The following is a 15,531-nucleotide window of genomic DNA, read 5'->3' as shown; positions in this document are numbered from 1 at the left end:
CTTAAATTATGTTGCCGGTTGTTGTCTTACTCTGAGGTGTAGCTCTTTAAGCTGCTCAGGATCTACTTCACTTGGTGCCTGTGTCAGAAGACATTGTGCTTTCTGTGTTTTAGGGAATGCGATAACATCACGAATAGAGCTTGCTCCTGTCATCAACATGATAAGTCTGTCTAGACCGATCGCAAATCCACCGTGCGGCGGTGCACCGTATTTGAGTGCATCCAGTAGGAAGCCGAATTTATCTTGTGCTTCTTCTTCTCCGATTCCAAGAAGTTTGAAGATCTCTGATTGGATATCTTCTTTATGGATACGGATAGAACCTCCACCAAGCTCTGTACCGTTCAGTACGATGTCATAAGCGATTGATTCGATCTCTTCTATATCTTCATAGTCAAGTGATTTTGGCTGTGTGAACGGGTGGTGAAGTGCTTTAACTTGACCATCCTCAACTTCAAACATAGGGAAGTCAACAACCCACAGGAATTCAAACTTGTCTTTAGGGATGATCTCCATTGTTTCAGCAAGGAAGATACGGAATCTACCCATGTAATCCCATACAAGTTTTTTCTCACCGGCACCGAAGAATACAGCATCACCTACTTCAAGTTCACATCTGTCGATGATCAATTGGATATCTTCATCCGTGAAGAACTTTGTAAGCGGTCCTTTAAGTCCGTCTTCTTTCATTTGGAAGTATCCAAGACCTTGTGCACCGAACTTGCGAACGTAGTCCTCAAAACCTTTCATCTGACGTTTAGAGAAGATCTCATCACCTTTTGGAACGCGTAGCGCTTTGATACGGTTCTTTTTCGGTGATTTTGCGATATTTGAGAAGATCTCATTGTCACATCTTTCAAAGATATCGATCACATCCACCATCGCAAGGTCATAACGCATATCAGGTTTATCCGATCCATACTTCTCCATTGCTTCAAAGTGTGGCATACGTTTAAATGTAGCAGGGATATCAAACCCACATGCTGTAAAGACATCATGAAGCAGTTTTTCAGCGATCGCGATTACATCTTCTTGATCACAGAAGCTCATCTCAACGTCTATTTGTGTAAATTCCGGCTGTCTGTCTGCTCTAAGGTCTTCATCTCTGAAACATTTAGCGATCTGGAAGTATCTGTCAAAACCACCCACCATCAAAAGCTGTTTAAAGAGTTGCGGAGACTGTGGCAATGCATAGAACTCACCATGGTGTACACGGCTTGGTACAAGGTAGTCTCTTGCACCTTCCGGTGTAGATTTTGTAATGATAGGTGTCTCAACTTCAAGGAATCCAAGTTCATCAAGAGCGTTTCTAGCAGCGATCGTAGCTTTTGATCTAAGCTTGAAGATATCGTAAGACTTTTGTGTACGGAGTTCAAGGTATCTGTGTTTGAGTTTGATCTCTTCATTTACTCTCTCATCACCAAGGTCAAACGGCATCGGCTTGGAACGGTTCTCGATCACGAGCTTTTCTACAACGATCTCGATCTTACCTGTTTTCAGTCTCGGGTTCTCCAGACCTTCACCTCTTGCTCTTACTTTACCTGTAGCAATCAGTACGAATTGGTCTCTAACATCTTCAGCCAACTTATGAGCTTCAGCACTGTCAGCAGGGTCACATACAAGCTGTACTACTTCATCTTTGTCTCTAAGGTCGATAAAGATCAGTCCACCATGGTCTCTACGGCTGGAAACCCAACCTGCTACCGTTACTTCTTCACCGATGTGTGTTTCATTTACTTGGGCACAATAATGTGTTCTCACGTCGCATCCTCTTGTGTACCTGTGATGGGTATCATATTTAGTGACGCGATTATATCTAATTGTTGTTTAAGAGTTTGAAGATGGTAGAATAACACTAATTCAATCATAGGATAAAGGAACGAAATGGCATCAGGGTTTTTTGCACTTTTTGATGATATCGCATCACTGATGGATGATGTATCGACAATGACACAAACGGCGTCACAAAAAACAGCAGGTATATTGGGAGATGACTTGGCTGTCAATGCTGAAAAAGCGTCAGGATTTGCCTCCTCGCGAGAACTGCCTGTCCTTTGGGCGATCACAAAGGGTTCATTTATCAATAAAGCGATCATTTTACCTTTTGCTTTTTTGCTTACGGCTTTTGCACCATGGGCTATTGTACCTATCTTAATGGTCGGAGGTGTCTATCTGGCATTTGAGGGGACAGAGAAAATTTATGAGTTTTTCGTACCTCACAATGAGCATAAGAAGGTAGAGAGTCTTGAAAAACGCTCCAAAGAAGAGATACTTGAAGAGGAAAAAGCCAAGATCAAATCAGCGATCGTTACTGATTTTATCCTCTCCATAGAGATCATTATCATCGCACTTAGTGCAGTGACCGGTGAAGCTTTGCTTGTACAGATCGTTGCTGTTACAGTCGTTGCAATTTTGGCAACTATAGGGGTCTACGGGATCGTAGCGATGCTTGTCAGGATGGATGACTTTGGTTATAAACTCATCGCACTCAATGGCGGAGAGAGTCGTGTCGGGATGTTCTTCGTACGTGCCTTGCCTAAAGTGATCAAAGCACTTACAGTGATCGGTACACTCGCGATGCTGCTTGTAGCCGGGGGTATCTTCGTACATAATGCCCATATGATCCATGAAATGGTAGATTTTATACCTTTTATCTTTGGTGAATTACTAGTTGGATTAATCGTAGGTGCTGTGGCTTTGATGGTGATGAAATTGATAGAGTTATTTAAAAAATAATTAGATTATCTCCCACGCTTCGACATCTCCTTCTATCACTTCAAAGAGGGGATGTACTTTTATATGGCCGGTCGCTGAAAAGCTTTCATATCTTTTTTCCTCCCGAACTTTGAGTTTGTTCAGAAGATGGGATCGTTCATACTCTACCTGTCCGCTTGTAACATTGATCTTCTCATTAAAAACTTGATCATTTATTTTATTTTTATCAAAATTGTAGCCTCTACTATCCGCTTCGTCTGCAATACAGCGTAGGTAAACAGCGATGGCACCAAGGGGATTTGAAGTTGATTTAAACCGGGCAAGCTGGGGATGGTTTTTGTACCCTTTGGTATTACCGGCGAGTACATTCTGTGCCAGAAGTGTTTCTCTCCATAGTGCTACCAATCCTTTAGCATCGAGATATTCAGGATGTAAGGACCAAAGTCTCATTTATTACCTTTTTACGTTTTTCTTTTTCATGATTATAGTACAGTATAAAATCTGTTAAGTTTTTGCCCTGCGATATCAAACTCAATATGCATCACACCTTTTTCAATCACTAAGCTAAACTTGAATCCACTGTGTTTAATGATTTCCAGCATATTTTTGTTTTCCAGGAGTACATCAGCAATGAGTTTGGAAATCCCCTTTTCTTGTGCGATGGTGACAAGGTGTTCAAAGAGCAGGGTACAGATCCCTAAGTCTTGAAAAGCATCATCCACTGCAAATGCCAGTTCAGCAACTTTTTGGGGGCTTTCTTCTTCATATTGAACATATCGGCCAACCCCTACTATCTCTTCTTGATGGTTTTTTTCTTTGGTGACCACTAGTGCAACATGGTGATCAAAATCTACTTCTGTAAAATACTTCAGTTCTTTTTCTGTGAGATCATGCTTATCGTATAGAAAACGAAAATAGATGGATTTCCCGGTTAATCGATGAAATCCATCAAGAAGCCTTTGTTTGTCATCAGGCCTAATGGCACGAATCTGTACAGTCGCACCGTTTCTAAGCATTACATTTTGTGAAAACTCTTTTATGTTCTGCATCTGTTTCTCTTTGCTATACAATACTATTTTCTCTTCTGTAGACACTATACTTAGTTACGATTATTATAGCGTATAGTCGGACAGGTACCTACAGGTTTATGCACTGGTCAGTATTGCCCAGAAATAGTTATTGCTAAATTCATTCCCTTAAATATCGTGACTATACAGTGAAATAAAAACAGTTTCTCGCTTATATAAATATTGCGACCGGTTTTCTATGACCAAACTAGATTAACTAATTCTTTTATAATAAAATAAATTGGGACTATAAAGAGTGCTTCAAACAAACGTTGCTTGATTTTATTTTTCAAACTATTATCATACGGATCTAATTTTTTCCAAGCCACATGAAAATTTTCGATCTTATCAACTTCTTTATTATACTGTTCAAGTGAGTCTGCCATTATATTTTTGGCTTTAGTTTGATAAGTATATTTCTGTATAAGTGTATTGGTTTCTTTATCCATTTTCTCTTTTTTCTGATAAGAGAAAAACTCATTATTCTCTATCTTGTTGGAAAGGAATGTTTCATATGGAGTCGGAAAAGCTATTTCTCTTTCTTCAACAATATATGAAGGATATTTGAGTATAAAAGGTTCTTTTTCATTTCTATTATCAGGAATACGATAGGCACCATTGAGTATGTCATTGTAAAATATAATGGCATAACCTTTGCTATCCTTATCATATGTCCAGGCTTCACCCAGTGAATATTTCTCGATGAGCGTGATTTTATTCTGTACGGGGTCATCATTGACTTCAAAGGGTTCTAAAAGGTTGACATCTTGATATCGTAAGGCATAATAATCTGTATATTCTTTTTGGAGATCTTCCAGTTTTGAAGCTTTTATCTTCTGGCGTATTGTAAATGCTTCATGTCCATAATAATCCGTTTTTACAGTAAGTTTCGACTCTTTTTCCCTCAAGTCATAATACTGTTTTGCATGTATATAGATTGTTTGTTTTTCCGGTGGTAATGCCTGTTGTACTCTGTAACCTGATTTATCATATGGGTCATTATGCCAAAGTCTATAGTTGGTAAAGATATTGTCAAGAGCTTTGTTATACTCAGGGACCTGATTCGCCTCAATCAGTGTTTGCTTCGTTTTATAAGTATATGTTTGATGTAAGCTGTTTTCGGCTTCATCATACTGTTCCTCTTTTATATATGAGAAGAAAGGATTGTCTTCTGTTTTTGTCGTAATTTCATCCTCATATGTATAAGGTAGCAGTATCTTTCGTATCTCTGTAATATTTTCCTTTTTAATGAAAAGAGGTGCATTACGTTGCCCTTTACCTGGGAAATATATTCCTTTACGTAACTCATCACATTGAAAATAAGCTTGAAGGTCTTCTTCTCCCTTTTCTTTTTCCCATATAGAACCAAGGTTATACTCTTCTTTAAGGGTTATTTGATTTTTTTGTTTATCATCTTTTACTATCTCAAGTGGCTTGGCAAGCTGTAGATTAGGGTAGGTCTTTTGCATATATTCAACATAATGTGTTTCCAGTTGGCGTATTTTTCGGCCTCTAGAACGGTTTCTTATGTTATCAGCTTCGCTCCCTGTATATGTCACAAGAGTTATGAGATAATTTTCTTCATCCCTAAGATCAAAGGTCTGTTTGACGGTGATCGAACCATGTTCTTCAATAGAGTTCATAGACTGCAGTTCTTTTTCACCCTCTTTCAGTACCAGGGCATAATGGTAGTTTATCTGCGTAAAGTGGTTAATATCTCCTGCCTGATCAGTATATGTAGCGTCGAACCAGTATGTTTTACCATCAAGGATAATCTGAATGATCATATGGTTGAATGCAGCAACATTGGGTCCATGCTCAGGTAACAGCATACCATCACTGCTATGTACCAAAACAGGATAACTTTCTATATTCAATTCATTGAGAATGGTTTTTAAAATAACGACTTTGTTTTTACAGTCGGCAAAGCGCATATTCAGTGATTTGTTTGGGTCAATCGGAACAATACCACCAAGATTGCTGCCATCGGCAAAATAACGTATCTGTTCCTGAACATAAGATAGAGCATAGAGTGCCTGTTCTGCTTTATTTTCACTATGTTGTCTACACTCTTCTATCAATAGATTCATTTGTTCGTCTGCATGATATATCCCATTGTGATATATACTTCGTGCCCAAGCATTGACTTCTTCCCAGCTTTGTGTATTGGAAAAGACAATGCGGCTCCATGGATCATACCACTTTGGTACATCATTAGGGATAGTTAGAGCAGCTAAATTTCTAGATATAAGCTCATAAGAAATTTGGTCTTCGAACTCATTTTTGACCATAGGAGTATCTTGATTGAAGTAACGTATCTCAAGATTTTGATGGCTTTGTTGATCAAACAGTGCAAAGATATGCGAATAGTAAATATCTGTAGTGTTATTAATGTAACGAATTTGTCCCAGGTAAGGTTTGAATATCGGGTTAACTCCTTTACGCGAATAGTCAAAATAAAGCAGGTCATCTGTACGAATATCATAAAGTATCAAAGAAAGGGTTTGCCGGCCATCATAAATTAGCTTCTTAAGATCTTCTTCTCTTTGGAGAATGTCAACCTTTGCATCTGATAATTTGTCAATCCATACACCATCCCGAAGTACTTTTATCGTGTGAAGAGATAGTTCTTCATAAGTTGGATCAAAAGTGAAAGTCAGGTTAGAATAATATTCCACATCTTCAATATCAGCCAGGGTCCTTCCTATAGCAGTGTATTGTGTAATGTCCTCTTCAATGTATCTAAACTGCGAGCTATTAAGTATATGATGAGTGCCAGAACCACTTTGAATATAGTCTTTAAATAGAGTATCTACATTGATGCTCTTGATCCATTTAGGCAAAATTTTATCGATAAATTGTTCTTGTATCAATTCTTCTTCCCCTCTTTTTTTGATAGATATTGATTGTTTTTATGAAATGCTCTTATTATAACTGATATAGCTGAATCACTAATATAGTATTAAAATGGATATGATGTAGTATGTTATGATAGATAGTGGGGATCCTCGGCCTCATAGAGTAATCCTCGGTACAGCGTCTTAAGCAAATCCTAAAAGTAGAGTAGATGTTTGTGTGGACTTGAAAAGATTCCTGCATTTAGATGCAGGAATCCTAAAAGTTATATGGACAATGTTAACCAGCCAGCTCATTTCGAACTATTTTTACAGCTTCGACCATATTGATAAGACTAGGCTTTACTTCTTCCCATTTTCTTGTTTTTAAACCACAGTCAGGATTGATCCAGAGCTGTTCTTTTGGAAGTACTTCAAGCAGCAGTTTGATCTGTTTTACGATCTCATCGACACTCGGTACTCTTGGTGAATGGATATCGTATACACCGGGCCCGACCTCTTGTTTGTAGCCGACTTCTTTAAATATCTTCAGCAGTTCATTTCCGCTTCTTGCTGTCTCTATCGAAATGACATCAGCATCCATCGCTTCAATGGTTTTGATAATATCATTGAATTCACTGTAACACATGTGTGTATGGATCTGGGTTTCTTTATGTGCAGAACTTACTGCGATCTTGAAGTCCCTGACTGCCCATGCCTCATAGATCTTGATATTTTCCTCTCTTAACGGATAACCCTCTTTAAATGCTGCTTCATCTACCTGGATGATCTTAATACCGGCATTTTGAAGGTCATCGATCTCATCGCTTAGTGCAACGGCGATCTGTTTTGATACCTCGTCTCTTGGTTTATCATCTCTTACAAACGACCAGTTGAGTATGGTGACAGGACCTGTAAGCATACCTTTCATAGGTTTTTGTGTCTTCTTTTGTGCATAAGTGATCCACTCTACTGTCATAGGTTGAGGTCTACTGATATCTCCATAGATAAATGGCGGTTTTACACATCTGCTGCCGTAACTTTGCACCCAGCCGTTCTGGCTGAATCCATACCCTTTTAGCTGTTCTCCAAAGTACTCAACCATATCGTTTCTCTCCGGTTCACCATGTACCAGTATTTCAAGGCCGCACTCCTCTTGAAATGCTACGCAATCATCAATATAGGCTTTCATCTGCTGCTCATAATTTTCTTTGGAGATCACTCCGTTTTTAAACTCCTGTCTGGCTTTTCTCACTTCAGGTGTCTGCGGGAATGAACCTATGGTGGTTGTAGCCAGATCTTCATAGCCTAAAATCTCTTTTTGGAGTTTGATGCGCTCTTCGTATATCCCGTCTCTGGAGAGTTTTGTAAAATGATCTACTCTGTCTTGTACATTCTTATCATGAATGAGGGTAGAAGTTTTTCTGCTTGCATTTGCTTTTTGATTATCAGCTAAAACAACTTTTTCTTTCTCGCAGAGACTCTCTACCCCCTCAAAAAAGATCTTTGTGATAAGAGATACTTCATCTAGTTTTTCAACCGCATAGCTTAACCAATTTTTGATATCTGCATTCATTTTCTCTTCATACTTCAGTGTAAATGGTGTATGTAGGAGAGAACAGGAGGTAGAGATCAATATATTGTCCTTAGAGACGGTTTTTGAGATATTTTTTAAGATTTCCAGTGTCGTTTGGATGTTGTTTTTCCAGATATTTCTACCATCAACTACACCAGCGATCAGTTTTTTGCCGCTATTTGCAATAAGCTCCAATGACTCAATGTTCTTGGTACCATATAAAAAGTCCAGTCCAAGTCCCCAGATCGGTGTATTGACCAACACTTTAGTCGCTTCGTTGGAATGTTCAAAGTAGGTGCTCACGATGATGTTTATATTGTCCGATACCGCATCTAGACGGTCATAGGTTGGCTTAATGAGACTGAGTACTTTTGCGTCATTGTCTTTAACAAAAATAGGCTCATCGATCTGTATAGTGATCCCATCATCAAGTGTCGATATCTCTTTTAACAGCTCCTCGTAAATCGGCAAAATTTTAGAGTGGAGTTCATAGGTGTCTCCTCTATCTACTCTCTTTGAAAGTCCCAGGAAGGTAATAGGGCCTATGAGATTGATTTTTGTATTGATGCCTTGGGCTTTTGCTTCTTTGTACTCATCGATTACTTTCGAACTGTTCAGTTTGTATTGATCTTCCAGGCTTAGTTCCGGGACGATGTAATGGTAGTTGGTGTTGAACCACTTTGTCATCTCCATTGCGACATTCTCTTTATTCCCTCTTGCCATTGAGAAGTAAAGTGTTTCATCCTTCAGGCCTTGGAACCTTTTGGGAATAGCACCCAGCATAATCGCTGTATCTAACATTGTGTCGTAGAAACTGAAGTCATTAGAGCTGATAAAGTCTATACTGGCCTCTTTTTGATAGTTCCAGTGTCTGCTTTTTAGCTTGCTTGCCACCTCTTTTACTGCATCAAATGAGCATCTGTTTGCCCAAAAATCCTCTAATGATCTTTTTAATTCTCTTTGTTCTCCAATTCTTGGAAATCCCACGATATAGCTTTTTTTTGACATTACTTTATCCTTTAATGTTTTGTTGTTTTGATATTTAGGTTTGTTATGGATTAAAAAGTAATGATTGGAGGATGGACACCCGTTCTTCTAAATGCAAACCATGTAGTATAGTAAGGGCATCTAGGAATAAAAAGGTTTATTTTTAGAATGATTCTGGTTCTTAACTTGTAATAGCAGTTACAATGACAAGGCTTGGCATTTAAGGTGCGTAAGCATGTTAAGATATCTGAAGGGGGATCATTTTCATCGACTTCTTCATTTTCAGATGAAAGTTTCTGTGTGAACAGTGAAGTGATCTTTACAGTCTGGTTTTGCAGTTTTTTTTCTACACTGTACGCCAAAATAGAAGCAAGTGTAAAATATCTTTTTCCAAAACCTTTCGGTGCTCGCACTGTTTCCCCTTTCTTGATACTGTTTGGAATAATACCTAAAATCATGTATAGAAGTCTTTAGATAGAGAGTATGATTTTAGAAGATGGAAATATGATGTAACGATTTATGGGTGAAGCCCAACAATATGACAATATGACACATTTTATCTCTCTTTATCAAAAAGAGAATAGAATACAAAAACACTTAAGAAGTAGAGTAATCCGACAAAGCAAAACTATGCTACTCTAATAGATATTAAAACGATGGGGAGTCAACTTTGGAAAGATTGGCGCAGATAAAAACCGCAGGCTTTATACTTAAGCCTGACTCACCTGAGATCAAACCGTTATATGAGAAGATCAAGGGACAGTTTGAGGCGAAGGGTATCCGTGTACTTTTGTCAAAACACTCGGCTGAGATGATCGGTTGTGAGGGGATTTCGTTTGATGAGTTGTGCAAGGCTTCAGACTTTTTAGTTTCATTGGGTGGTGATGGTACGCTATTGTCCTTGGTAAGAAGAAGCTATGACTATCGTAAACCGGTATTGGGGATCAATGCAGGCAATCTTGGATTTTTGGCAGATATAACGATTGAAGAGGTGGACAACTTTTTGGAACAACTGCTTGTAGGTGAGTACCGTGTAGATGAAAGAATGATGATCGAGGGGTATATCCGTAAAGCTTCGGGTGAAAAAATGTCATTTTTTGCATTCAATGATGTCGTTATCAGCCGTCCTGTGATCTCCAAAATGGCCCAGATCAATGCTGCGATTGACGGAGAGATGTTCAACAGTTATAAAGGTGACGGATTGATCGTAGCTACTCCTACAGGATCGACTGCCTATAATCTGGCTTCCGGTGGCCCTGTGATGTACCCGTTGACTGAAGCTTTTATTTTGACTCCTATTATGGCGCATTCCCTGACCCAGCGTCCGCTTGTTGTACCGGCTGATTTTACGCTTGAGCTAAGTTCACCGGATGAAAAAGTGATCGCTATGATCGATGGTCAGGATGCTTATGAAATATTCCAAGGTGATGTACTGGTCATTAAGGGTGCAAAAAGAGGTGCAAGACTGCTACATAGCAAAGATCGAAATTACTTCTCTGTACTGCGTGAAAAACTCTCTTGGGGAGACCGACATTGATAGAGCGTCTATATCTTCGTGATCTTGTCACATTTTCTGAAGCTGAAGTCGAGTTCGAGAAGGGGCTTGTCGTTTTTACCGGGCCAAGCGGCGCAGGGAAGTCTGTACTTATGTCTGCTATTCTCTCAAGTTTTGGGCACACTACGCCGGGTGCAGCAGCTTTATGTGAAGTGAACCTTGCAAAACCGGAAAGTATGGAGTCAGAAGCGTATACTCTTGAAGCGGATATGACCATCAAAACACTCAAAAAAGAGAATGTACGTCATTATATCGATGGACAAAATATTTCTAAAAAAATACTTCGTCAACTGTTTACTCCTTATGTTCAGTACCTTAGTGTACGAGACAAGGGCGGGTTTGAGTCTGAGATACTTCTGGCGATGATAGAGAGTTCATTATGCGCCAAAGACAAAACATACACAAAGCTCTCTAAAGAGTATACGAAACGTTATGCAATTTACAAAAACCAGCTTTTTAAGCTCAATAAAATTAAAGAAGATGAAGCAAAGCTTGCAGAACTGATAGAGTTTGCCCGTTATGAAATTGACAAGATAGAGAAAATTGATCCAAGAGCAGGGGAAGATGAAGAGCTGATTCAAGTAAAGCAGCAGCTTTCACGTATTGACAAGATCAAAGAGATGTTGCAGTATGCAGCTGCGATCTTTGATGCAGAGTCAAGTGTGCAAGAGGTTTACAGACTCTTGGATAAAGATGCTTCTGTTTTCACTGATGCAATGAATCAGGTACGCATGGACTTTGAAGAGACAGAGTCCTTGGCAGAAGAGCTTGAAGAGATGGATGTAGAGCAGATACTTGACAGGCTTTCAGACCTGACAGCACTTAAAAACCGTTACGGTTCTATCGAAGAGGCACTGATATACAAGGAAGAGAAGCAACAAGAGCTTGCAGGCTATGAAAATATCGAGCAAGATAAGAGTATGCTCGAGAACTTTATCGTGATGGAAGCAGGTGAATTACATGTACTGGCTCAGCAGCTTTCATCTTACCGTAAAAAAGAGGCCAAAGAGATTGAAGAAAAGTTGACAGACTACCTCGCTGCATTGAAACTTCCTAAACTTAGTTTTACTGTTGAGTCAAAACCGTTTGATGAATCTGGAAGTGACGTGTTTGATGTACTACTTGGCGGATCTAGCGCAGATACACTGAGCGGCGGTGAGTTTAACCGTGTACGTCTGGCATTGATGGCTTCTACAATAGGTCAAGAGAACAGGGGTGGTGTACTTATTCTTGATGAGATCGATGCAAATGTAAGCGGGGATGAATCGATCGCAATTGCCGAGATGATCTCTCAGCTTTCTAAAGTCTACCAGATCTTTGCTATCTCTCACCAGCCGCATCTTTCCGCAAAAGCTGATCAGCATTTCGTGGTAAATAAAGAAGCACAAAAGAGTGAAGTAAGAAGCCTTGATAATGAGGGCAGGATACAGGAAATCGCCAGAATCATAGCTGGCGAGAATCCTACCCCTCAAGCGTTAGAATTTGCAAAAAAGCTTAGAAGCTGACTTTTGAAACTGATTACGGGTAATAATATCGCCAATAGAGAAGCAGTTACAGCGTAAAATAGAAGAGTTAGTATATAATATTTAGTATGATGAGATTTGATCAACTAAAGCGCTGGGGCTTTTCACAAACACAACTATCTGAAGATATAAATAAAAAGCTGCTTGATCAGCTTTATCTTTATGCTAAAAAAGGTATGTTGGCACTTCTGGTACTAACAAGCATCATTACGTTTTTTATGTTTGATATTGTACCCGAATATCTGCTATATCCTTGGTTCTTCGCTTCAATGGGGATAACATTAAGCAGGATGTATGACACCTATTATTATCTGAAACATGATTGTAGTAGTAAACAGTTTAGAACGTGGTATAACAAATTTGCCTATAAAGCGCTTTTTACAGCAATTTTATGGGGAAGTATGCCGATACTTTTCTTACCTTATGCGGATAGTTCTTCTTTACATTTGCTTATTGCGATGTTGATACTCGGTCTAAGCGGCGGGGCTATGAACTCTCTTTCTGCAGACAGAAATCTTGCGACCATTTATCTAAGCATTTTATTGCTGCCGTTAGGATTTTACTTTATTTTTCAAGGGACCTTGATAGGAACAATTACCTTTTTCCTTATTTTACTGTATCTTATAACACTTTTCAGTGTCAATAGAAATGCCAGTATAAGCTTGGTTGAGACCTATCAAAAAGAAGAAGATCTGACCAAAGCAAAAAAAGAACTTTTTACGAAGCAGGATGAACTTAATAATCTATTTCAACAAACCCCGATCGGAGTCTTTTATTTTGATCTTGATCTACATATTATTGATTGTAATAGTGCATTTTTGAAGATGTTTAACTCTACTTCTAAAGAGTTAATAGGTTTTGATCTTAATAGAATAATAGATAAAAGACCGCTTGAAATCATTAAGAAATCCTTGATAGATGGTCCTCAAGTATACCAAGGCCCCTATGTCTCTTTAAAAGGGATTGAATTATGGGTTGAAGCAAAGTGTTCTCCATTACTGAACAATGATGGAGAACTTATAGGCGGGATCGTGCTGCTTGAAAATAAAACCAAAGAAAAGTCAGTCAATGATGAGCTTACATACATGGCTAGACATGATGAACTTACATCTCTCCATAATAGAAGAAGCTTCAAGGAGTATATGCTTTCTTTAGCGAATGAAGAATTGCATAAGACACACTTTTCGATACTTTTCTATCTTGATCTTAACCAGTTCAAACAGATCAATGACTCTTTAGGTCATATGATGGGCGACCAATTACTTGTACTGGTATCACAACGTTTGAAAGTGCTTGCCGGTACTGAGTATTTTCTAAGTAGACTTGGCGGCGATGAGTTTACCTTGATTATTCCTTTTTGTGCGACTGATTATCAGGAGGCACATCGCATATCAGAGATATTTGGAGAGAAGATACAAAAGCTTTTTATAGATGCATTTATAATCAATGAATTGCATTTGTATATAAAAAGCAGCATAGGGATTGTGATCATAGAGCCTAACACAAACAATATCGAAGAGTTGATACGTTATGCTGATATCTCGATGTATCAGGCAAAACGAGAAGGTAGTAACCGTTTTTCTTATTATAACTCTAAACTTGATCAGAAAAGAAAGGCACTTTTTCAGTTACAACATGAACTGAATCAGGCGATATCTAGAGAAGAGCTACAACTCTACTATCAGCCTATCGTCAATATCGAAGATAATTCACTAAGAGCCTGTGAAGCACTATTACGATGGAATCATCCAACCCAGGGACGTTTAGCACCTTCTACATTTATTGATCTAGCCATTGAGTCTGGACTGATCGATGATATTGGCTGGTGGGCGATAGAGCATGTATGTAAGCAAATTTCAGATTGGAAGCAGCAAGGTAAATATCATCTTAAATATGTATCGATCAATATCAACGCAAAACAGCTTCAAAGATATGGATTTATTGATAGATTCTTTGAAGTGCTAGATTTGTACGGTGTCAAATCTTCAGAGATTAAACTGGAAATCACCGAGAGGTCATTGATCGATAATTTTAAACAGACTAACACTGTGATCAGACAACTTCAAAGCCATGGTGTTAGATGTGCCATCGATGATTTTGGTATTGGATATTCTTCTCTTTCTTATCTGCAAAAACTTTCATTTTCTGTACTTAAGATCGATCGTGAGTTTATTAAAGATATTTTGATCAATCCGGAGGAGCGTTTCCTTGTAGAGAGTATCATTAAAATTGCCAAAAGATTTCATTATCGTATCGTTGTAGAAGGGATAGAGACAGAAGAACAGAAACGTATTATTCAGGAGATGGACCCAAAGATAAGCTATCAAGGATATCTTTGCTCACCACCTGTTTCTGCCGAAATATTGGAGCAAAAGTTTTTGAATGTTCTTTAAGTGATCATAGCCTGGTATCATGATCATTTTATGATACCGTTTCAACTGCTATGACGTTTCTATATTTTGATGCATATATACATGTAGAAAAGAAGAGGTATATAGTGATATTGGAATATATTTTATAGAAGGCTGCTCAACCATTGAACTACATTGGTTCAATGGAGTTTATATACTAACAGTACTGATCTTTAAGTTGCTGTGCATAATTCTCAAGAGATGAACAATAATGTTGTACTATTTTCATATCAGTTCCTGTTTTAAGATAAGTGTTGAAATCAACCAGAAGATCTGACACTCCGCCTGTACCGAGGTTAGTAGCTGACCCCTTGATCGAATGTGTAAGTTTTTCTAGTTGATGGAAATTCTCTGTCTCTAACTCTTTTTTGATAAGTGGGATATGTGTGTCGATTTGAGTGACAAGTTCACAGACAAACTCTTTTGCTTCTTCTTCAGAGAGTCCCAGACTCTCAACAGTACGTGTATGATCAAACGGCGGATAGTCACAAGGCGGTAGCTCTTCTGCTACTGTGACCTCTATCTCTACTTTTTCTTCAGCTTTTGGCTCTTCAACGATAACTTCAGGTTCAGGCTTGATCTCAACTTTTTCGGGAGCAACGGCTACTTCCTCTTCTATATGTTGAGTTATAGGTTTTTCTTTCTCTTTTAGGGGTTCTTCTACATTTGTTTCAAATGGAGGTGTTTTTCTAAGCTTACGTTTTTCTTCTCTTTGTTTTTTGTATTTTTGTTCTTTTCTATATTCAATAAAGATAACCCATATAATCGCTAATACGATTATAGTCAATGCAATAGTTCCTAGCATCGTCCACTCCCATATAGTATCTTCTTATACTATACTTGTTTTAAGATTAGGCTAAGATTAA

General features: G+C 38.5%; 11 protein-coding genes. 4 read left to right on the top strand and 7 right to left on the bottom strand.

Going from position 1 to position 15,531, the window contains the following annotated elements; translation table 11 throughout:
* Positions 1-6: 6 nt before the first annotated feature.
* Positions 7-1,758, bottom strand: a complete 1,752-nt coding sequence (aspS, locus tag PGH07_RS06185) for an aspartate--tRNA ligase (protein ID WP_289413487.1) — start codon at positions 1,756-1,758, stop codon at positions 7-9.
* Positions 1,759-1,881: 123 nt separating this feature from the next.
* Between aspS and PGH07_RS06180 the strand changes: the two genes are divergently transcribed.
* On the top strand, positions 1,882-2,733 hold the full coding sequence (locus PGH07_RS06180; RefSeq protein WP_289413486.1) for a DUF808 family protein: 852 nt from the start codon (positions 1,882-1,884) through the stop codon (positions 2,731-2,733).
* On the opposite strand, the gene PGH07_RS06175 is transcribed toward PGH07_RS06180, so the two are convergent.
* The 5 genes from PGH07_RS06175 to PGH07_RS06155 all read right to left on the bottom strand — a co-directional run bounded on the left by PGH07_RS06175 (position 2,734) and on the right by PGH07_RS06155 (position 9,589).
* Positions 2,734-3,162, bottom strand: coding sequence for a pyrimidine dimer DNA glycosylase/endonuclease V (locus PGH07_RS06175; RefSeq protein ID WP_289413485.1), 429 nt, complete (start codon positions 3,160-3,162; stop codon positions 2,734-2,736).
* 32 nt (positions 3,163-3,194) lie between these two features.
* Positions 3,195-3,761: a GNAT family N-acetyltransferase gene (locus PGH07_RS06170; protein ID WP_289413484.1), complete on the bottom strand. Its 567-nt coding sequence runs from the start codon at positions 3,759-3,761 to the stop codon at positions 3,195-3,197.
* A gap of 215 nt (positions 3,762-3,976) precedes the next feature.
* Complete coding sequence (locus PGH07_RS06165) at positions 3,977-6,652, bottom strand: DUF3857 domain-containing protein (protein WP_289413483.1); 2,676 nt, start codon at positions 6,650-6,652, stop codon at positions 3,977-3,979.
* A 262-nt stretch (positions 6,653-6,914) separates the two neighbouring features.
* The gene (gene metE / locus PGH07_RS06160) at positions 6,915-9,197 is read right to left on the bottom strand and encodes a 5-methyltetrahydropteroyltriglutamate--homocysteine S-methyltransferase (protein ID WP_289413482.1); all 2,283 of its coding nucleotides are present in this window, start codon (positions 9,195-9,197) and stop codon (positions 6,915-6,917) included.
* A 50-nt stretch (positions 9,198-9,247) separates the two neighbouring features.
* Positions 9,248-9,589, bottom strand: a complete 342-nt coding sequence (locus PGH07_RS06155; protein WP_289413481.1) for a hypothetical protein — start codon at positions 9,587-9,589, stop codon at positions 9,248-9,250.
* 257 nt (positions 9,590-9,846) lie between these two features.
* Here PGH07_RS06155 and PGH07_RS06150 point away from each other — a divergent pair, with 257 nt between their 5' ends.
* From PGH07_RS06150 to PGH07_RS06140, 3 genes are all read left to right on the top strand, one after another.
* The gene (locus PGH07_RS06150; RefSeq protein WP_289413480.1) at positions 9,847-10,713 is read left to right on the top strand and encodes an NAD(+)/NADH kinase; all 867 of its coding nucleotides are present in this window, start codon (positions 9,847-9,849) and stop codon (positions 10,711-10,713) included.
* Positions 10,710-12,236, top strand: a complete 1,527-nt coding sequence (locus PGH07_RS06145) for an AAA family ATPase (RefSeq protein ID WP_289413479.1) — start codon at positions 10,710-10,712, stop codon at positions 12,234-12,236. Before PGH07_RS06150 ends, PGH07_RS06145 begins: the two co-directional genes overlap by 4 nt.
* Positions 12,237-12,322: 86 nt before the next feature.
* Positions 12,323-14,647 (top strand): putative bifunctional diguanylate cyclase/phosphodiesterase, encoded by a 2,325-nt coding sequence (locus PGH07_RS06140; protein ID WP_289413478.1) that lies wholly within the window; start codon positions 12,323-12,325, stop codon positions 14,645-14,647.
* Positions 14,648-14,822: 175 nt separating this feature from the next.
* Here PGH07_RS06140 and PGH07_RS06135 read toward each other — a convergent pair whose 3' ends face one another.
* Positions 14,823-15,470, bottom strand: coding sequence for an Hpt domain-containing protein (locus PGH07_RS06135; protein WP_289413477.1), 648 nt, complete (start codon positions 15,468-15,470; stop codon positions 14,823-14,825).
* Positions 15,471-15,531: the final 61 nt, after the last annotated feature.

This window comes from Sulfurovum zhangzhouensis (assembly GCF_030347965.1).
Taxonomy (GTDB): domain Bacteria; phylum Campylobacterota; class Campylobacteria; order Campylobacterales; family Sulfurovaceae; genus Sulfurovum; species Sulfurovum zhangzhouensis.
The sequence above is the reverse complement of the archived record's forward strand: the minus strand, read 5'-3'. Positions and strand labels throughout refer to the sequence as shown.